17 protein-coding genes are annotated in these 20,798 nt (G+C 32.6%); 5 read left to right on the top strand and 12 right to left on the bottom strand.

What is annotated here, in order from left to right; translation table 11 throughout:
• Window positions 1-102: 102 nt before the first annotated feature.
• Complete coding sequence (locus HNQ03_RS15130; protein WP_173780540.1) at window positions 103-570, bottom strand: hypothetical protein; 468 nt, start codon at window positions 568-570, stop codon at window positions 103-105.
• 116 nt (window positions 571-686) lie between these two features.
• Entirely contained in the window at window positions 687-1,730 is a 1,044-nt protein-coding gene (gene xerA / locus HNQ03_RS15125) for a site-specific tyrosine recombinase/integron integrase (RefSeq protein WP_173780539.1), read from the bottom strand.
• Between the two features lie 2,400 nt (window positions 1,731-4,130).
• Here xerA and HNQ03_RS15120 point away from each other — a divergent pair.
• Complete coding sequence (locus tag HNQ03_RS15120) at window positions 4,131-5,741, top strand: CTP synthase (protein ID WP_173780538.1); 1,611 nt, start codon at window positions 4,131-4,133, stop codon at window positions 5,739-5,741.
• Between the two features lie 93 nt (window positions 5,742-5,834).
• Window positions 5,835-7,517, top strand: coding sequence for a hypothetical protein (locus HNQ03_RS15115; protein WP_173780537.1), 1,683 nt, complete (start codon window positions 5,835-5,837; stop codon window positions 7,515-7,517).
• Window positions 7,518-7,839: 322 nt separating this feature from the next.
• Here HNQ03_RS15115 and HNQ03_RS15110 read toward each other — a convergent pair whose 3' ends face one another.
• Together HNQ03_RS15110 and tsaD are read right to left on the bottom strand one after the other, a co-directional pair.
• Window positions 7,840-8,529: an RsmE family RNA methyltransferase gene (locus HNQ03_RS15110; RefSeq protein WP_173780536.1), complete on the bottom strand. Its 690-nt coding sequence runs from the start codon at window positions 8,527-8,529 to the stop codon at window positions 7,840-7,842.
• 133 nt (window positions 8,530-8,662) lie between these two features.
• A complete protein-coding gene (gene tsaD, locus HNQ03_RS15105) occupies window positions 8,663-9,697 on the bottom strand; it encodes a tRNA (adenosine(37)-N6)-threonylcarbamoyltransferase complex transferase subunit TsaD (RefSeq protein ID WP_173780535.1) in 1,035 nt (344 codons plus the stop codon).
• A gap of 4 nt (window positions 9,698-9,701) precedes the next feature.
• Here tsaD and HNQ03_RS15100 point away from each other — a divergent pair, with 4 nt between their 5' ends.
• The 3 genes from HNQ03_RS15100 to HNQ03_RS15090 all read left to right on the top strand — a co-directional run bounded on the left by HNQ03_RS15100 (window position 9,702) and on the right by HNQ03_RS15090 (window position 15,500).
• Entirely contained in the window at window positions 9,702-14,453 is a 4,752-nt protein-coding gene (locus HNQ03_RS15100) for a translocation/assembly module TamB domain-containing protein (RefSeq protein WP_173780534.1), read from the top strand.
• A 130-nt stretch (window positions 14,454-14,583) separates the two neighbouring features.
• Window positions 14,584-15,054: an Lrp/AsnC family transcriptional regulator gene (locus tag HNQ03_RS15095; RefSeq protein WP_173780533.1), complete on the top strand. Its 471-nt coding sequence runs from the start codon at window positions 14,584-14,586 to the stop codon at window positions 15,052-15,054.
• A gap of 71 nt (window positions 15,055-15,125) precedes the next feature.
• Window positions 15,126-15,500, top strand: a complete 375-nt coding sequence (locus tag HNQ03_RS15090) for a hypothetical protein (protein ID WP_173780532.1) — start codon at window positions 15,126-15,128, stop codon at window positions 15,498-15,500.
• A 7-nt stretch (window positions 15,501-15,507) separates the two neighbouring features.
• Here the strand turns inward: HNQ03_RS15090 and HNQ03_RS15085 are convergent, their stop codons facing one another.
• The 8 genes from HNQ03_RS15085 to HNQ03_RS15050 all read right to left on the bottom strand — a co-directional run bounded on the left by HNQ03_RS15085 (window position 15,508) and on the right by HNQ03_RS15050 (window position 20,677).
• Complete coding sequence (locus HNQ03_RS15085; RefSeq protein ID WP_173780541.1) at window positions 15,508-16,218, bottom strand: membrane or secreted protein; 711 nt, start codon at window positions 16,216-16,218, stop codon at window positions 15,508-15,510.
• Window positions 16,219-16,241: 23 nt separating this feature from the next.
• Window positions 16,242-16,844 carry a MarC family protein gene (locus tag HNQ03_RS15080; RefSeq protein WP_173780531.1) on the bottom strand — a complete coding sequence of 201 codons (603 nt, stop codon included), beginning with the start codon at window positions 16,842-16,844 and terminating at the stop codon, window positions 16,242-16,244.
• A gap of 145 nt (window positions 16,845-16,989) precedes the next feature.
• Window positions 16,990-17,499: a hypothetical protein gene (locus HNQ03_RS15075; protein ID WP_173780530.1), complete on the bottom strand. Its 510-nt coding sequence runs from the start codon at window positions 17,497-17,499 to the stop codon at window positions 16,990-16,992.
• A gap of 98 nt (window positions 17,500-17,597) precedes the next feature.
• Window positions 17,598-17,813 (bottom strand): hypothetical protein, encoded by a 216-nt coding sequence (locus HNQ03_RS15070; RefSeq protein WP_173780529.1) that lies wholly within the window; start codon window positions 17,811-17,813, stop codon window positions 17,598-17,600.
• 11 nt (window positions 17,814-17,824) lie between these two features.
• Window positions 17,825-18,211: a DoxX family protein gene (locus HNQ03_RS15065; RefSeq protein WP_173780528.1), complete on the bottom strand. Its 387-nt coding sequence runs from the start codon at window positions 18,209-18,211 to the stop codon at window positions 17,825-17,827.
• 130 nt (window positions 18,212-18,341) lie between these two features.
• The gene (locus HNQ03_RS15060; RefSeq protein WP_173780527.1) at window positions 18,342-18,755 is read right to left on the bottom strand and encodes a VOC family protein; all 414 of its coding nucleotides are present in this window, start codon (window positions 18,753-18,755) and stop codon (window positions 18,342-18,344) included.
• Between the two features lie 26 nt (window positions 18,756-18,781).
• The gene (locus HNQ03_RS15055; RefSeq protein ID WP_173780526.1) at window positions 18,782-19,507 is read right to left on the bottom strand and encodes an SHOCT domain-containing protein; all 726 of its coding nucleotides are present in this window, start codon (window positions 19,505-19,507) and stop codon (window positions 18,782-18,784) included.
• Window positions 19,508-19,675: 168 nt separating this feature from the next.
• Entirely contained in the window at window positions 19,676-20,677 is a 1,002-nt protein-coding gene (locus HNQ03_RS15050) for a toll/interleukin-1 receptor domain-containing protein (RefSeq protein WP_173780525.1), read from the bottom strand.
• Between the last annotated feature and the right edge of the window lie 121 nt (window positions 20,678-20,798).

Genomic DNA, 20,798 nt, shown 5'->3' with positions numbered 1-20,798 from the left:
GTTACCAAGTGGGGAGCAAAAGCTACCGAAGGTTCCGTTCAACGGGCTTTCATTTCTTGTCTTTCAGACAAAACGAAAGCTTAGTTATTGTACGACGTTTTTCTAAGGTGAAAAAATTGTAAAAGCATTTGTCTGTTTTATTTCGTGCATGATTTTTACTGAATCTAATGAAAATGGTACTTGAGAATATGTCCATCCTAAATATTGAGGCTTTAAACTTATAGTTTTACTTATTTCATAATCTGTTAATAAATGACTTCTCCGTGGATTAAGAGAATCAAAGACAATTAAAAATTTTTGCTCTTTCTCAACATTTAGGTTAACGGTTTTTTTATATCTTTTTTCTTTAACAAAATACTCGTAATCAACTCCGAAGCCACTATTATTTTTATGATGCCATTCAGAAATAATTGTCGCAATTGTAAATTTAGCGTTTTCGTTTATTGTTTCAGAGTTTCTTCTCGATAGAAAGAAAAAAAATAGAATTGTACCCAAAACTACGAATAGTAAGATTTGGTAGTAATATTTCTCCCAAAAAATAAATTTTATTTTATTTAGCGTACTTTTCATAAATGGCGTACAACTTGTATATATGTATCATAAAATGATACATATCCGTCCAAAATCGGAGTGATATGTATCATAGCAGTGATACTTTATTTAATATCAAATATAGTAATAATATCTTATAAATCATCAAAAGGGCTTTTTATTTGTTGTAAACTTTTTGTGCTTACATGAGTATAAATCTCGGTTGTTTTACTGCTATTGTGCCCTAAAAGTTCTTGTATATATCGTAAGTCTGTGCCGCTTTCTAAGAGATGTGTTGCGTAAGAGTGGCGTAACCAATGTAGCGTTACGGGCTTTTTTATGTTCGCCTTTGTCAACGCTTGTTTTAAAACATGTTGCAAACTTTGTTCAGAATAAACAGTTCCTGCAATTTGTCCTTCAAATAGATAATTTTTGGGTTTGTATTGTTTATAATATTCTCTTAACAACTCTAAAATCTTTGGAGACAAAGGCGTGATTCTGTCTTTTTTGCCTTTTGATTGGCGGATGATTACGATGTTTCTTTTGGAATCTATGTCGCTTGGTTTTAGATACAAAAGTTCGCTTCGTCTCAACCCACAACTATAGATTACACTCAGCATAGTTTTATGTTTTATATTGCTGTGTGCTTCTAATATCGCTTTTATCTCTTCTTTGCTCAATACATTTGGCAGCAATTTTTCTCTTCTTGGTCTGTGTACTTTTGCAATCTCTATCTTCTTTTCTACTATAGTTGCAAAGTAGAGTTTTATAGCACTTACGATTTGATTTTGATAAGAAGCTGAGAAATTATTTGCCAAAATGTAACCATTATTGTAGCTAATTACATCTTCATTTGTAATCTCAGAAATTTCTTTTTTTCTGTAATATACAAGAAAAGATCTCAGTGCGTCTGCATAAGTTTTTACAGTGTTTGGGCTGTATCGTTTTGATTGCAACCATTGCTCAAATTTTTTTATCTGCGCTGTTCCTTCTACGGATGGAATGGTATCTTCCAGCTGTATGATCTTAAAACGGGTTCTGTTTTCTACAGTATCTGGTATATGCCAAAATTTCATTTTTGGACTCCACCTGTAGTTTTCTATTTGTTTTATTCTACGAATTAATTCGGTGTTTTTTTCAAATGTAACGGCAATTCGGTTTTCGCCTTTATATTTTATTGTTTTTGCAGACCATTTCATATTAGCTGTTTAATTATAAAATTCAGAATATCAATTAATTAAAAGAAAATTAAACGCAAAGTTATTTTACTTTTCTCATAATTAAGTTAGCAAAGAGGAATCTGCAGGCAGATTTGATTAAGCTTTCGCTTCTAATGCGAATATCCCATTTTTTGCTTCCTTTAAGTAAATGATTGAAATTCTTTGCGTTTAAAAATGTATTTCTAAATGCGCAAAAGATCTATTTTACCTATAGCGTATTTAGATTTTTAATTATAAAATTCAGCATATCAATTAATTAAAAAAAATTAAACGCAAAGTTATTTTACTTTTCTCATAATTAAGTTAGCAAAGAGGAATCTGCAGGCAGATTTGATTAAGCGTTCGCTTCTAATGCGAATATCCCATTTTTTGCTTCCTTTAAGTAAATGATTGAAATTCTTTGCGTTTAAAAATGTATTTCTAAATGCGAAAAAAATCTATTTTACCTATAGCGTATTTAGATTTTTAATTATAAAATTCAGCATATCAATTAATTAAAAAAAATTAAACGCAAAGTTATTTTACTTTTCTCATAATTAAGTTAGCAAAGAGGAATCTGCAGGCAGATTTGATTAAGCTTTCGCTTGAAATGCGAATATCCCATTTTTTGCTTCCTTTAAGTAAATGATTGAAATTCTTTGCGTTTAAAAATGTATTTCTAAATGCGAAAAAAATCTATTTTACCTATAGCGTATTTAGATTTTTAATTATAAAATTCAGCATATCAATTAATTAAAAAAAATTAAACGCAAAGTTATTTTACTTTTCTCATAATTAAGTTAGCAAAGAGGAATTTGCAGGCAGATTTGATTAAGCTTTCGCTTGAAATGCGAATATCCCATTTATTGCTATCTTAAAGTAAATGACTGAAATTCTTTGCGTTTAAAAATGTATTTCTAAATGCGCAAAAGATCTATTTTACCTATAGCGTATTTAGATTTTTAATTATAAAATTCAGCATATCAATTAACTAAAAAAAATTTGACGGAAAGTTATTTTACTTTTCTCATAATTAAGTTAGCAAAGAGGAATCTGCAGGCAGATTTGATTAAGCTTTCGCTTCTAATGCGAATATCCCATTTTTTGCTTTCTTAAAGTAAATGATTGAAATTCTTTGCGTTTAAAAATGTATTTCTAAATGCGAAAAAAATCTATTTTACCTATAGCGTATTTAGATTTTTAATTATAAAATTCAGCATATCAATTAATTAAAAAAAATTAAACGCAAAGTTATTTTACTTTTCTCATAATTAAGTTAGCAAAGAGGAATCTGCAGGCAGATTTGATTAAGCTTTCGCTTGAAATGCGAATATCCCATTTATTGCTATCTTAAAGTAAATGACTGAAATTCTTTGCGTTTAAAAATGTATTTCTAAATGCGCAAAAGATCTATTTTACCTATGGCGTATTTAGATTTTTAATTATAAAATTCAGCATATCAATTAATTAAAAAAATATTTGACGCAAAGTTATTTTAGTTATGTCATAATTAAGTTAGCCAAGTGGAATCTGCAGGCAGATTTGATTAAGCTTTCGCTTCTAATGCGAATATTCCATTTTTTGCTTTCTTAAAGTAAATGATTGAAATTCTTTGCGTTTAAAAATATATTCCTAAATGCACAAAAGATCTATTTTACCTATGGCGTATTTAGATTTTTAATTATAAAATTCAGCATATCAATTAATTAAAAAAAGATTTGACGCAAAGTTATTTTAGTTATGTCATAATTAAGTTAGCAAAGAGGAATCTGCAGGCAGATTTGATTAAGCGTTCGCCTGAAATGCGAATATTCCATTTTTTGCTTTCTGTAAGTAAATGTACATGGTTGAAATTCTTTGTGTTAAAAGTATATTTCTAAATGCGCAAAAGATCTATTTTATATAAAGATACCAATTTTTATTTCTAATCTTCTGTATATTAGGTTTTAAACCTTTCAATTTTAATAAAACTCTTCCTTGAAAGCAAAACTTCGCGTGAGGTTGTAGGTGGAAATCCTTTTTTGCAAAAAAAGACCAGTCTGCCGACAGGCAGGTTGGGAACCGAAAACCGACCCCAAAAATTTTGCGAAAATTTTTGGGGTCACGCCCAAATCTCAAACACGCTTCATCTTTTTAAAAAATTTCTTATTACCCATTTTGCTCCTTGTAAACAAGCTATTTTTCAAAATTTTAATTTCCGGATAAATGTCTCAACTCAAACCAGAAATATATACACCCATTTCCCGAACGAATCTCGAACGAGACCCGAACGAAACCCCTATCAAATTTTTTCAAAAAATATCGGCGAAATCAAAAAACGAAGGCTGAAAATCTGAGAAACACGAAAATAACTTTGCCTAGCATCGCTTTTTCTTTTAACTTTGCGAAAACCTAAAATAAATGAACAAAAAGAATACAAAGTACATCTTCGTAACTGGCGGTGTAACTTCTTCTTTAGGAAAAGGAATTGTTGCCGCTTCTCTTGGATTGCTCCTAAAATCCCGCGGTTTCAAAGTGACAATACAAAAATTAGATCCCTACATCAATATAGATCCTGGTACACTAAACCCTTATGAACACGGCGAATGCTACGTAACAGAAGATGGTGCAGAAACAGATCTTGATCTTGGACACTATGAAAGATTTTTAGATTCTCCAACTTCGCAAAACAACAATGTAACTACTGGTAGAATCTACCAAACCGTAATAGAAAAAGAACGTAAAGGTGATTTTCTAGGAAAAACGGTGCAAGTTATTCCCCACATTACCAACGAGATAAAGCGCAGGATAAAGATGTTGAGCAATAAAAACTTCGACATCATCATCACAGAAATTGGTGGAACTGTGGGAGATATAGAATCTTTGCCCTACATAGAATCTGTGAGACAATTGCGATGGGAGTTGGGCGAAGGAAATTCTATGGTTATCCATCTTACTTTGTTGCCGTTTCTGGCTTCTAGTGGCGAATTGAAAACGAAACCATCTCAACATTCTGTAAGATTGTTGATGGAAAGTGGCATACAAGCAGATGTTTTGGTGTGCAGAACGGAACATAAAATGACGAAAGAAATTCGCTCTAAATTGGCGCAATTTTGCAACGTTGGCTACGAAAATGTGATCGAAAGTATAGATCTAGAAACCATCTACGAAGTTCCGATGTACCTGCAAAAACAAAATTTTGACGAGGTAGTTATTAAAAAATTAAATCTTCCGCAAGGCAATGAATCTGATTTAAATGATTGGAAAAACTTTCTAAAGAAATACAAAAACCCTAAAAAAACGGTAGAAATTGCCTTGGTTGGTAAATATGTATCTTTACAAGATTCCTACAAATCTATTGTAGAATCATTTATCCATTCTGGTGCATCTATAGAGACAGATGTGAAAATTCGTTGGGTGTATAGTGGAGATTTGACGGAAGAAAATCTAGCAGAAACCTTTGCTGGAGTTGGTGGAATTTTAATAGCTCCAGGTTTTGGAGATCGTGGAATAGAAGGTAAAATATTGGCGGCAAAATTTGCTAGAGAAAATAAAACTCCAATTTTAGGTATTTGCCTTGGAATGCAAATAATGACGATAGAATTTGCAAGAAATGTGCTCAATTACCCAAAAGCCAACTCTATGGAATTTGATACGGAGACGCCACAACCTGTAATTTCCATCATGGCAGACCAAAAAAACGTGGTAGAAAAAGGCGGCACCATGAGATTGGGCGCTTGGAAATGTACCCTAAAATCTAATTCTAAATTATTTGAAATTTACGGCACAAAAAACATTACAGAAAGGCACCGCCATCGTTTTGAATTTAACAATGAATACCAACAAGAATTTGAAGAAAATGGAATGATGGCAACCGGTTTCAACCCAGATACGAACTTGATAGAAACTATAGAGCTGCGAGATCACCCATTTTATGTTGGCGTGCAATACCACCCAGAATACAAGAGTACTGTCGCAAATCCGCATCCATTATTCACGGCATTTATAAAAGCTGTGGTGGCAAAAAAATAGAAGGTTTCCCATTTAATTTTGAAAGATATTTCTGAATAAAAATAAATTTGCTCTTCTACAAATCAGTACATTTGATTTTAAATTTTAAAAAACATGAACGACGATAATTTCAACAATCAGAATCCTAATCAAAATAACGATGGGAACAACGGAAACCAAAATAGAGAAAGTAACAATGCTAACAGGCAAAGTGATAGTCTAAACCAAGAGAACGAAAATTCGTATCGAGATGAGCAAAACCAAAGAAATTTAAATACTGAGCGTCAAAACAATTCTAGCAATCAAGACAATCAAACCAACGATAGAAGAGATGATGTGAGTAGGAATAATGATCAATTTGGAAATCATCAAAATTCGGGACATCAAAGTTCTGACCATCAAAACGATCGTGGAAATTATGATAATTCCAATCACAATTTTCCAAACGAGAGAAACTCAAATCGCGATTTTCAAAATAATAATAATAACGACAATCAGAATTCTAGAAATCCGCAAGATGATCAATTTCGTGAGGAGCAGAGTAGGAGGAATCAAAATTCTAATCCGCAGAATGAGCGTCCCAATTATGAAGATCAGAACAGGAATAATTTAAATCGCGGAGATTATAATCAAAATAATCATAACAACAATAATCAAAACAATCAAAATTACAGCGATCGCGATTATCAAAATCAAGGAAATAATTCGCATCAAAATGTAAATCCAAATGCCAATAACTACGAAAATCAAAACGATTACAATAGAGGGAATATGGGAGCAAATGATATCCCAAACAATCGCAATACCCAAAATAACGGCGGAAATTTCGACAATGGAAACGGCGGAAACACTGGAAATGGAAACGGTGGAAATATAGGAGGAGACCATAAGAACAACAACAATCGGAATATCATAATCGCAGTTATTGCTACCTTATTTTTAGCGATTGCGGCTTATTTTCTTTTTTTTAATAAGAAGGATAAAGAAGTAGTTAGTAACTCGGAAATGGGCATAAAAGATACGTCTGAAGTTGGTGCAGCAATTGTAGATACTACTAATTCTGCTATGAATACCGAAAGAAATACGGATGAATATGGTGAAGAAGAAGAATATGTGACAGAAAGTTATGTGATTGCAAATGAGGCCTATTTAAGAAGTACACCTTCTTCAGATGCAGCATCTATGGTGAAATCTATGAAATTTGGCGATAAAATTTACGTGAAAAATTCCGAAAACATCAATGGTTATTCTACGGTGTATCTTAGCAAGCCAGCCAACGAGAAAAACATTACGGAGCAACCTTATTATTTGTTGGAATCTACCGCAGTTTCTCAATACCAGTATGAAGAATTTAAAGAATATTTTTCTATTAAACCATTTTCTGGCTTAGGTTCCAAAACGAAAAAATTAATTATCGAAAAAGCTTATAACGATGGAGTAGATTATAAAGTTACTCAAAATGTTGATCGTGCAAAAAACTGTTTGTCTTACGGTGATTATGATAAAGATGGTGTGATGGATGTAGCCATTGTTTTGGATAATAATGAAAAACAAGTTTCTAGATTATTGATTATTTGCACCAACAAGGCGACGAAAGATCCATATTTAGCTTACGCAGAAAATTATTCTGATAAAATAAAGGTGAATACCTTCAAAAAAGGAGCCTCAGTATTTATGAATACAGACGATTTTACACCTTCACCAAATGATGGCGTTATCGTGCAAGGAGAAGATGTAAAAATTGCAATCATTTATGATGCAGGCAATCAAAAATTTAAAACATATTACCAAGAGTAATTCATCGCAAGTTTGGCTGTACATTTAAATGTATCGATTAACTTTTCAAAATAAAAAAATCCTTTTCTTCTCGAATTTTATCGAAAAGGAAAGGATTTTTTAATGTAAAACATTTTACCAGGAATAAAGAAAATTAAATTAAATTTTTCTAAAAAAACTTAAATGGTGAAACATTTCCGAAAAGTTATTTTTTTTTAAAGCTTAAATGCTCTCATCTTCTTACTAAAACTGCAATTGCGGATAGAAAATTCTTGTAAGAACGTTCCTTTGAGGCGAATTCTTACTTTAGCGAATCAAAATTTGCTTTCCTTTGAAAAAGGATTTAGGGATAGGATAAATAATGCCAAGCTGCTGCAAATATACCTGCAGTTTCTGTGCGCAATCTGCGTTCGCCAAGAGAAACTGCGGGTATCTTTTTATCTTGTAAAAGTTGAATTTCCCTATCAGAGAAATCTCCTTCCGGACCAATTAAAAATGTTAAATTTTCTTTAGAAATCTCTGATAGATTTTGTCTTGTTAAATTTTCATTGCAGTGCGCAACTACGCAATTTTGTAGATCATTATTATTTAAAAAATCGCTTAGTTTTTGTAAGTCATTTAATACAGGAAACTGGAATCTCAAACTTTGTTTAGATGCTGCCAAAGCTTGCTTCTGTAGTTTTTCAAAATTAATATTTTTGCGCTCAGAATGGTCGGTTTGTATAAAACTGATTTCATCTACGCCCATTTCTATAGCTTTTTCTAAGAAAAATTCTATTCTATCTATATTTTTTGTGGGTGCAATTGCGATGTGCAAAGCTTGCGGATTTTTATTTTCAAATGGTAAATTTTCTATATTATCTAATGATATTTTTTTACCTTCTATTATTAAATTTCCTTTCACGGCGTTTCCCTTTCCGTCTGTAAGGTAGATTTCGTCGCTGTTTTTCAGGCGCAAAACTTTCAACATGTGTTGTTGTTCTGGTTCGTCAATTTTTATTTCCGGAAAAATTTCTCCAAAGAATAGTTTCATATTATACTACTTAAATTAAAAGATTAAAAGATTAAAAGATTAGAAAATTACAGAATTAAACGCTTAAAGTATTTCAAATTAAATAAAACTCAAAAACTAATTATCTATTATCTATCTGTCTATTATCTTTTCGTCATTCAAAAAAATTTCCCTCAATATCATATCTCGCCGTTGCAGAAATATTGAGCGGTGCAAATTCTCCTCTTTCAAATTTCAATTGTGCCACCATCGCAATCATCGCAGCATTATCTGTGGTGTATTCAAATTTTGGAATGTAAGTTTTCCAGCCCAATTTTTCTTCATTTTCTTTCATTGCAGTTCGCAAACCAGAATTGGCAGAAACTCCACCAGCAATAGCAATTTCGTTGATGTTGAGATCTTTTGCGGCTTTTTCTAGCTTATTCATCAAGATTTCTACCAAGCATTTTTGCACAGAAGCGCAAATATCTTCCAAATTTTCTTTAATAAAATCTGGATTTTTCTTTACTTCTTTTTGCAAAAAATAAAGCACAGAAGTTTTTATACCACTAAAAGAATATTGATAATCGTCTACTTTTGGTTTATTAAAAGTGAAAGCATTTTCGTTTCCTATTTTTGCTAGTTTATCTATAATTGCGCCAGCTGGATAATCCAAATGCAACATTTTGCCAATCTTATCAAAAGCTTCACCTGCAGCATCGTCCATCGTTTTACCAATGATTTCCATATCAAAATAGTCTTTCACCAAGACAATCATGGTATGTCCGCCAGAAACCGTTAAACATAGAAAAGGGAATGCAGGTGGTTTTGGATTGGCATCTTCTATAAAATGACAAAGAATGTGCGCCTGCAAATGGTTGACTTCTATCAACGGAACATCCAAACTCATCGCCAAAGATTTCGCAAAAGAAGTGCCTACCAAAAGCGAACCCAATAATCCTGGACCTCTTGTGAAACCGATAGCAGAGATGGTATTTTGTTGTATATTTGCCTTGGATAATGCTTGATGCACAACAGGTACAATATTTTGCTGATGCGCTCTGGAAGCCAATTCTGGAACAACACCACCATATTCTACATGTATTGCTTGTGTAGCTGCCACATTTGATAGGATGGCATTTCCTTTGATAATAGCAGCAGAAGTATCATCACAAGAGGATTCTATCCCCAAAATTATAGTTTGATTCATAACAATGGCAAATTTAGAAAATAATAACGATAAAGACCACCAATCTATTTCTGAAAAGGTAGAAAATGCCGTGCAAGAAACGAAAGATTTTGTGCAAGATGCTGTTACTCATCCTGGTGAAGTTGCTGGTGAATTTGCAGAACAAGCAGCGAAAGATGTAGTGAGCCTAAAATGGTGGAAAAAATTATTACTGATTATATTTTGGTCTTCGCTCTTTATCGTTGGTTGTTTTTTTATCATCATCAATCTTTCTGTAACCAAAAATTGGGCAGCAAACCAAGCACTTCAAGTTTTAAATCAAGATTTTAAAGCGAAGATGACTACCGAAAATGTAGCGGTAGATTTTTTTGGAGATGTTACGATTCAAGGGCTGAAAATTGAGGATTACAAAGGAAATGATTTTATAAAAGCAAAAATATTTAAAGCAAATTCAGATTGGATTTCTCTCGCAAATAATGCTATTTCTGGCAAAAGTAACTCGTTAAGTTTTAATTCTTTGACGCTAGAAAATGCAGACATAAAAGTTGTTACTTATAAAAAAGATAGCATCTCAAACTTCATTAGGTTTGTTAATAATTTTGATAATGGCAAAAAAAGAGATCCGAACAAGCCAGCTTTTCAATTAAATTCTCGAGTGAATATTTTGGATAGCAAAATTTCAATCATCAATCAAAATTCTGAAGGTGAGGCTGGAAAATGGCTAAGTGCGACCGATGTAAACATTAAAATTCCAAAACTAAAAGTAATTGGTCCAGATGTATTTGCACAAATAAATAACATGTCTTTCACCACAGAAAGATTCGGAAAGAAGCATATTGTAGATACTTTTTCTGGAGATTTATCTTTAACCAAAAAGGCATTAACCTTAAAAGATGCTACCATTTTTACAGATCATTCTTTGTTGGATGGTAATATTGTTTTCAATTTAAATAATGGATCTTGGGCAGATTTCACCAATAAAGTTCGCTGGGATTTAAACTTAAAGCGTGGGAGCAATATTAGTGGATACGACATCAGCTATTTCGTTACGAATTGGGATAATTATGATGCCATCAATTTTTCTGGGGAACTCAATGGGCCTTTAAATAATTTTTCTGTGAGCAATTTTGTAATTGGGAACAAAGAAGTGAGTATTGCCACCAACACCGCAAAATTTAAAAATTTATTGAATGGCAATTTTTTAATAGAAACAAAAACGATATCTACAGATTTCACTTATGTAGGTTTAAAAAAAATGATGCCTACTTTCATTTCTACAAAGATGAAAAACTTTGCAGATGATTTTGGAAGAATTAAATATACTGGTGCAGCTAGAGTAACGCCCAAAGAAATTTATATACCCAAAGGAAATTTAATCACTGGAATAGGACAAGCAGATATTACTGAATTTTATCTTACAGATTTTAGTACAGATCTACCCAAATATAAAGGATTTGCGGACGTAAAAGATTTAAATTCTGCTGTTATTTCTAAAAGTCCGCAAGTAGGATTAATTACCGGGAAGTTTAAAGTAGACGGGCAAAGTTTTGATGTAAACACGATGAAAATTCGAACCACATCTCAAATTGCTAAAGTGGAAATTCTAAATAAAGAAATCAACAATGTTTTTCTAGATGGAATTTTAGATAGAAAAGTGTACAAAGGAATTATCCGGGTGAATGATGAGCAAGCCAAAGCCAGTGTAGAAGGTTTGATCGATTTCAAAACTTCTAGAATCTTGGCCGATGTGAAAGCGGATGTAGAATATTTAAATGTAAATTATTTCACAGGACAAGCTGGAAACCAAATCGTAACAGGTAATATCGTTGGAAAAGTACAAATGTCCAATATCAATGATTTAAATTTGGATGCTTCCATCAATCAATTTACATTCTCTAATGGAGTAGAAAAATACGCAATTCCAGAAGCTAAATTGAAAACCTATTTTGAAAATGGCAATCGCGTCATCGCTGTAAATGCTCCTGGTGCAGTAAATGGGCAAATTTCTGGTAAATACAATCTTGCAGATCTTTCTGGGATGATACAAAATGGACTGAACAAGATATTGGTAGGTCCTGCTCCAAGAAAATTATACAAAGGGCAGCAGTTTCAAATGGATTTTGATATCAGCCAAGGTTTGGTTAGTTATTTTTCTCCAGATATAAAAATTGCTAGTGGTGCTACAGTGGAAGGTTCTTATGATGGAAATGCAAATAATTTAGTATTGAATATTGATGCAGCACGGCTAAAATATTTAATAACGAAAAAGCAGGAAATCTCCGATGCAGATCAAGCACTTGCAAGCGTAAACAGCGCCTACAAAATAAACCCAAAAGATTTGATAAAAATAGATAGCGCGGTAGTGAAGGGAATATCTATCAAAATAAATACAGCAAATCTAGATCAGCAAATTTATGCAAAAATAGATAGAGCGGAGTATAGTCAAAATGTTTTCACAGATGTTTTGCTCACGGGAAAAAACATCAACAATGACGTTCTGAAAATAGCGGCAAACTTCAACCATGGTTCGGTAGAAGATGAACAGTATAACAATATGAAAGCTTATGCCATCAACCTCAACCAAAGCACCAATGTGGAGGGAGATTATGTTGTTCGCTTTGATCCTACAAATGTAGAATTTAATAACATCACATGGTCTATTGATACCAGTGCAGCGCTAGATCATTCCATCACTTATAGAAAGAAAACTAAAGATTTTCTTATCAAAAACCTTAAGATTTATTCAGATGAAAGTGAGCTATTTGTGAAAGAAGCCGTTTTCAAAGATTCGAAAGATTTTCATGCAGATGCAGAAGTGAAAAACTTACAACTAGCGAAAATATTTGATATGTTTGATGATGGCAATTCATTAGATATACAAGGTGTAGCCAATGGTAGCATAGATTTGACAATGAACAAAAGCAATTTGCAACCATTAATAGACGTAAGCATCAACGATATTTTTATAAATAAAGAAGCAATTGGAAATTTTGTAATCAACGCAAAAAATAGCGAAAGGCCCAATGTTTTTGATATAGAAGCCAATCTTACGTCTTCCGGAATTATCGGTACCAATAATCTTGCCTTGAAGGGAACGGTAGATAACAATACAAAAAGCCCTACTTTAGATTTGAAAGCAGATATGCAAGGTTTTGATCTCGGTTTTACCAATCAATTTGTGAAAGGTATTTTTAGTAATCTGAGAGGGAAAGCAAACGGTGTATTAAATGTATCTGGTACTTTGAACGACATCAACTACAGTGGAGATATCGGCTTGAAAGAATTCGGTTTAAAATTAGATTTCACGGGAGTAGATTATGCATTTGATGATACCGTTATCTACCTTTCTAGAGGTTTGGCGGTATTGAATAGCATTGGAGTTAAAGATGGCAGAAGCAATTCTAAAGGAACAATTTCTGGGGCGATACAATTTGAAACATTATCTTCCATGGGTGTCAATTTAGTAATGAGAGCAGATAATTTAATGCTTCTAGATACCTCACAAAAAGATTATGATTTATTTTGGGGTAGAGTTTTCGGGGAAGGAGATCTCTATATAGATGGTCCAGTGAAAGCACTCAATATTTCTACACCCAATATGAAAGCTTTAAATAGCAGCGTTTTCACTTTTAATTCTAATTCCACTTCTAGTGTAGAAGAATTTAAAATGTTGAGGTTTCTGAAACGAGACGATACAGGATTAATAACGCTAGAAGACCGCAAAAAGTCTGGAGCGAATATGAATATAGATTTCAATTTAAATGTAGATAAAGGAACAAGCGTGAATGTGATAGTGGGAGACGATGTGGGAGACATTTCTGTGCGCGGAGTTTCAGATAGATTGAGCTTCCAAATGTCTAGATCAGGAAACCTTACCATGAATGGAACATACGTTGTAGACAATGGAACCTACTTAAGTAAAGCCCTTTTGGATAGAACTTTCCAAATAGAAAAAGGCAGCAAGATAAGTTGGGATGGAGATGCAATGGCGCCATCTTTAGGCATTACCGCAAACTACATGAGAACAGTTTCTAATGCTGGAGATTATTTAAATATCGGCAATTTGCAACCAATAAATGTATTGCTGCAAGTAAAAATATCGCAAACACTTAACGATCCGAAAATAGATTTTGATGTGACGGCGCAAGATGTATCTAGCCAAGTGAAAGAAACTTTGGCCATGAAAATGAACCAAGAAGATGAAAAAATTGTGCAACTAGGTTCTATACTTTTGTTAAATAGATTTGTGAACAATAATTTAGATATCAGTGTTGGCGGATTGGCGCAAGATTCTGGGATAAATTTGGTGTTCAAACAATTGGGCTCCGTTATTAACTCTATAAGCAATGAATTTCAGATAGATTTAAATTATGTGAGCGGAGATATAAATTCCAATACTGGAGATCGTGCCAACGCAGGTTTAAATTTTGCTCTATCACCGAGAATTAATGTAAAAACTGGCGTGGGAATTCCTCTTTCCAATGGAGCAGGAAGCGCCAACCAAAACTATCTATCTGGCGAAGGTACCGTAGAATACGATGTTTCTAAGAAAAACGACGGTACTTTACTTCTTCGTGGATATTCCAAACCAATGAATATTGGATTGGGAAGTACTACAGCGTCTAGCGGAACAGCCAACCAAGCATTTGGAGCTGGTATCGTATGGAGCAAGAGTTTTAATAGATTATTTAAGAGAAAAAATAAAAATAAAGCTGCTAAAACTAGTAAAAAAGATAGTTTGAATAAAGATTCTACTATAATAGAAACTATAAAATAAGAATGCTAAACATAACTTCATAATTACTTAAAACATTTATAAAATAATCGGTAAAATTTTGTAATATGCTTTTTTTTCGTAAATTTGCAAATTATTAAACGATTTATTAAAAAAAATACAATTAGATATTATGACTTATTCTTTAGACGCTATTGATAAAAAAATACTAGATTTTCTTGTTGCAAACACAAGAATGCCTTTTACAGAAATAGCAAAACAAATGGACGTTTCTGCAGGAACAATCCACGTGAGAGTGAAAAAAATGGAAGATGCAGGCATCATCCTTGGTTCTTCTCTAAACATAGATTATTCAAAATTGAATTATCACTTTACCGCTTTTATCGGTATTTTGTTAACGAAATCCAACAAAACTCAAGACGTTTTGCAGCATCTTACCACGATTCCAAATGTGATAGAAGCAAGCGTAATTTCTGGAAAATATAATATTTTCTGCAAAGTGAAAGCTAGAAACACACAAGATGCAAAAAGCATTATCTATCAAATTGATGATATCCCAGACGTAATGAGAACAGAAAGTATGATCTCTATGGAAGAATTTATCTCGGATAAAAACAGATTGATAGGCGCAGTTACTATTTAATGTTATTTATCATTAATATAAAACAACAAAAAACTTATGAGTAATCATAAGTTTTTTTAATTTTACAGAATATGGAAACCAATTATTTTGAAAACGAACCCAAAAAATCCACTGGATTTTATTTGAGTGTTGGCGCTTTAGCCTTATTTACTTTTATGGGATTAGGTATAGATGGAGATGAATTTTTACAAAGAGAAACATTAAATATCCCAGATTGGTATTTTTATCTCATCTTCACCGTAGATTTTTTTTCCTTTTTATCTCTCATCGGTATTGCAACATTTAGAAAAATAGCGGTTTTCACATTCCCAACATTTGTGATTTTGCATTTCTACTTGCACCAATTCTATCTTTCTACCTTCTTGTATACAGATGTTACCAATATGTTTTTGTTTGTAGGCGTAGGTTTATTGATGATTATCCCGAAGTGGAAATATTTCAAATAAATAAATTTTACTTTCTCAAAACCCAAATTTCATTGATAGGAGCTCCCTTGCTAGAAAAGCCAGAATGCTTCCAGACTGCGTTTTCTAATAGATAATCAAAACCTAATTTCAAACCAACTTTGGTATTGTCTTTAGAAAAGAACTCTATATTTTCTGTGTATCTCCCGTTTTCTGTAGTGTATGTTCCGCCGCCAGTTCCAAGAAATTCCTTGGTTTCTGTATGGTAAGCAATCCATTGGAAACGCTTTCCAGAAAGTATTTTCATTGTTTTTTGGGGGCCGGTTATATCGCGCTTTTGCTCTTTTCCATCTACTATTCTGCCAGACATCAGCCAAGCACCTTGCAGTTCACCTGGTTTGCCATCGTCTATTCTTGTAAATTTAAGCGCGAATTTCGGTATTTCTAAAATTGCATCTGTGAGGATAATTTTGAAACTCGATTTCTTTCCTACAGCCGTAGAACTATCAGAGTTAAAGGCAGCAACTTCCGTCATTACATCGCCATCCAAAGACCAAGATCCTCCGTTGGTATCTATAAATGCACCTGTTTCGGCATCGAAAGTCGTCAATACTTGGTAATCTTCTGTGAATATCACTACCATTCTTATTTTTTGTCCACTTTCTAGTGTTTCAAAAGATTCCCATGCGCCAATAGGACTTTGTGCATTTGCTGCAAATATTGCGAATGTGGCAAATAAGGCTAAGATCAATTTTTTCATCATTTTTTATTAATTCTATTGTATTAAAAATAACTGGTGATACCCGTTAAAATACTTTGCACGGCATAAGCTGCTAATATCATTCCCATCACTTTACTTAAAACGGTGATGCCGTAATTTCCTATCCTCTTCTGGAAATGATTTGCAGCCAGCAAAATAGCACAAGTCATCCCAATTACGATGAGCACGATTCCTGTAGTTATCGCCTGTTGCTGTATGGTATAAAGATGATTGTTCGTCATGAGTACAACTGCCAATATTGCGCCGGGAGAAGCAATTGAAGGAATTGCAATAGGGAAAATCGTCACATGTTTGTAATCCGTAATTTGATTCTTTTCTATATCTGGTTTTCCGTCTCCAAATATCATCGTTAAGGCAAAAAGAAACAGAATTACGCCACCAGAAATTTGAAAAGCATCTAATGAAACCGACATACCTTCCAATATAAATTGCCCAATGACGATAAAAAATAACAGAATTCCAAAAGCAATCAAAGAAGCTCGTATGGCAATTTTTCTTTTGTGATATTGGTCAAATTCTTTTGTAGCTTCTAAGTAAACTGGAATGGTACCAATTGGGTCTATTACTGCGAAAATGAAAAATATAGTGGTAAGAAATTCTAGCATTTATTTTTTATAAGGTTGAATTATATCATAGGATTATTGATTTTTTAAATATAGCAAAATATTATTTGCCAAAATAGAGTTTTATTCCAAAGAAAAATCGCAAACTCTTCATTTGCGATCATTATTTTATACTAAAAAACAAAGTTTATTGTAAGATAACAATGTAATTTTTTTTGCTTTCAATATTTCTCACACTTTGCAATTTGTCCTTATCAGCAAAAGAATATAAGGGTAAACTTTTTTTACCTAAGCGGACAATTCTATTATCTGCATCGGTTAGAAGATCAAAAGTTACGGCAAATTCTGTATCAGAATATTTTTTAGAAACGTAGATACCGGAAGGATTTTCACCTTTGGTTTTTTCTATGTAGTTGTAGATATTATTTAGGGTGTTGCTGCCAACAAATTGAATTTTATAAGGTTTCGTTGCAGTCATCCATCGATAAGAAACATTCCAACCTGCTTTTTTCAATTGAGTAAATTCATGACTAAGCGCTTCTTGCACTTCAGCTTTAGATTCGTTGGAATTAACTTTTATAATAGAAACGATATCTATTTTGCCAGTTTTACTAATGGTCACTTCATCTTCATGTTCAAAGCAACTACAAAATAAAACAAAAAGCGAAAGCAATGCTAGTATTTTTAAATTTCTCATACCTTAAATATAAGAAAATTTATTTTATACTCATTTTCTACCTATTGCTCATTATGTTCGCAGATTGTACAGTCACGATGTTGCAAACCTTGCGATTGCTAGCTTTCTTTCCGAAGGCGAAAACCATACAACATACCTGCAATGGAAAGTGTTATCATCACACCACACACGATATTGAATATTGGTGGCATAAAGTCTACCTCTCCCATATCACCTAAAACTACATTAGCCATCAAAAAGCCACCTGAGTTGGAAAAAAATACCAATGCAGAAACGAGAATTATTGCAAGACCTTTATCTTTATCAGAACTCATTTTTATAAATTTTAAAGTACAATATAAGATCCGCCATTTGTTGCCAGAATAACGAATGCTGCAAGGAAGAAAATAAGATCATAATGCCAACCATAGCCTTTATCTTCATAGAACTTTGTATTCCAGACAAATATCTTCTTTTGCATGGCACCAAGCATGGTAAGCATCACAATTGCCGCACCTATTTGTGGAAAAATGCCCAAAGCAATAGAACCAGCCGCCAAAATTTCTGCAATACCCAAAATTCTAGTTGCCGCAGGAGAAAGCCCTACACTTTCGCCCCTTTCTACAGGATTCATCGCGTGGCTTTTGCCACTAGAGAAAAAAACGATGGCAACTATTATTCTCAAAAGCAGCAGTGCAGCAGGAACAAGGCAAGATAAATCTACAATCATCATGATTTTTATTTTAAAATTACACTTATTTTCTTACTAATAAAAATATATTATTCTATTTCAAACGTAGCAATCGCGATTTTTGGTAGGTATTGTTTTCTAGTTTATTATTTTCACCCCAAGAAAGAATGCTTTACAAAGCAAATACTTCGCTTTCATCTGAAAAATACTTAAATTCTAAAGGATTTCCGCTTAGATCAAACACGAACATGGTCATTTGTTCGCCTGGTTTTCCTTCGTATCTCAGTTGAGGTTTCACGATGAATTCTATATTTGCAGCTTCCAATTTTTGTTGAATTTTTTGAAATTCACTTTTCTCTAGCAAACAACCAAAATGCGGAATAGGAACTTCAATACCGTCTACTTTTCCGCAGAAATCTAGTTTCGGGAAATCATTAGAAATATGAGCCGACAATTGATGGCCAAAGAAATTGAAATCTAGCCAATTTTCTGTAGATCTACCTTCTTCACAACCCAAAATATCCACATAAAATTGCCGAGTTGAGCTGATGTCTTTCACTTTGAATGCGTAATGGAATGGGTTCATGTTTATTAGTTATTATTGAATATTTATTAATTACTATCTTGAATTTCAAGTAGATTACCATCATAATCAAATGTGCCATTTACTGTACCAAGAACTAATCCGCCAAATGCATTTTTTCCTCTATAGATCATTGTAGCTACTACTTTATTTTTTTTATAGTCAAAAGTTGTTTCTACATGTTCAAAACTTTCTGGGTCATTCATTGCTTTTTTTACTGCACGAACTAATTTTGGATTAGAGCGATCCCATGCAGATATATTTTTTTTAGCAAATTCTAATTCTTTAATATTCTTAATTTCGATATTAATTTCTTCTTTTTGAATTTTTGTTAGTTTTTTATTTTCAAGTTCTTTTTCTAAAGATGCAATTTGATCTTTTGGACTTAAAGATTCAAAATTTTCATTACTAATCTTCGCTGAATCAATTTTTTGTTGATCGGTTTTTGGTTTATCTGATATTAAAAGTTCGTTATCTACTGGTTTGGCCTCTTTTTTTGTATTTGTAAAAACAAATATTAGAGATATAAATATTATAACAAACGAACCTATAAATAAGAAAATTATAATTTTGAGACAACCATCGGACTCTTTTTTAGGTGTTTTATTAGTAGATAGATTTTCTTGTGGCAGTTGTGGTTTAGCTGGTGTATCTCCTAAAATTTGTTTTTTTTTAGTTTGAAATTCTTCTTCTGTCAGAATTCCTTTTTGTCTTAAATCAGACAATTTCTCTAAATCTGATAAATTTAAATTCATTTAAATACTTGGTTTAAGTTGCTTTTTGTATAACGTTTCGCATAAGAATAGTAGCCGATTGCGGGCTTTAAACTTGTCAAATTACAAGAAAACTGAAGCGGGCTACAGCCCTTGTATTTACTGCTATTTAGGCTATTATTTTTATGCATTGTTGGGTGCAGTTTTTTTTTACCACAAATCAACTTCTGATTGCTCTGATTCAACCTTAGGGTTATTCTCAATAATTTCATTTATTTTCTCAACAATAATTTCCGGAAGGTCAAGTAATTCATCTTGAAGTTCTTCAGATATTTGCAGTTCTTTTGGGTTTCCACCACTTGTAACAGCGGAAACCGTTGCTAGTTTTTTCATTTCAAATCTTCTCAAGGCACTTTCATATTTTGTAGATAATGTATTATTAATTCCGTTAACGTCTTCCCATACTTTGATATTTTTAATTTCTTCCTCTTCTTGCCAACCTGTAAACAATCTGAATTTTGCCGTATCAATTATGTAGTGAGTTAAAATGACTTCTTCATCCTTTAGTTTTCCGTTCATTAAGTCATTAAAAAAGCGAGATTTTCCAACGTACTTTTTTGGTTGAATATTACTCTTTTCAGTTTTAAGAGTTTCTTTCTTAATTACAGTTTTTGCATCTGCAATAACTGACTTTTTTAATGACTCGGTCTTTATTTCTTTTGTTGTAGTTATATGAAAATCTTTGATTGAATCTAAAAACTCTCTTATTTTCTGGTTTATTAAAACTTGGTTATTTGTCACATTATAGTCTGCTCTTAATGAATCTATAAATGCAATTAATTTGTCATTATTGTTAATGTAAAAACCGATTTCTCTTGGGTCGATTGCTCCATTTTGAAATTCGTAACTATCCAATTTAAAATTAGGCGTAAAAATCATAGTATGCTTGTTTTCTATAACCCAAGCTGCTCCCATTTCATTTAGACAAGCTACACTTTTATAGTATTCTGGTGATAGAAGATATAGAACATAGGGTTTTTCAATTATCTGATTTTTCAACCAATCAAATATATTTTGTCCGATTGGGATTCCATATGCATCATTACTCGTAAAAATTATTTGGTCACCACTAATTCCAATTCCCGTTAATAGGTTTACAAGAGCATTTCCGTAATTAGCGTTTTTAGAGGAATGTGAAATAAATATTTTCATTAATTATCAGTTTTTTAATTGCACCCAACGTCAGTCTGTGAAAAAACCTTCGTTTATTATATTCAAAAATAGGGAAATAATTTTAATAATTCGCTTCTATTTTCGTATATTTAATGATGCA

The organism is Frigoriflavimonas asaccharolytica, assembly GCF_013294015.1.
In the GTDB taxonomy this organism is placed as follows: Bacteria; Bacteroidota; Bacteroidia; order Flavobacteriales; family Weeksellaceae; genus Frigoriflavimonas; species Frigoriflavimonas asaccharolytica.
This window is presented reverse-complemented; position numbering and strand designations above follow the sequence as displayed.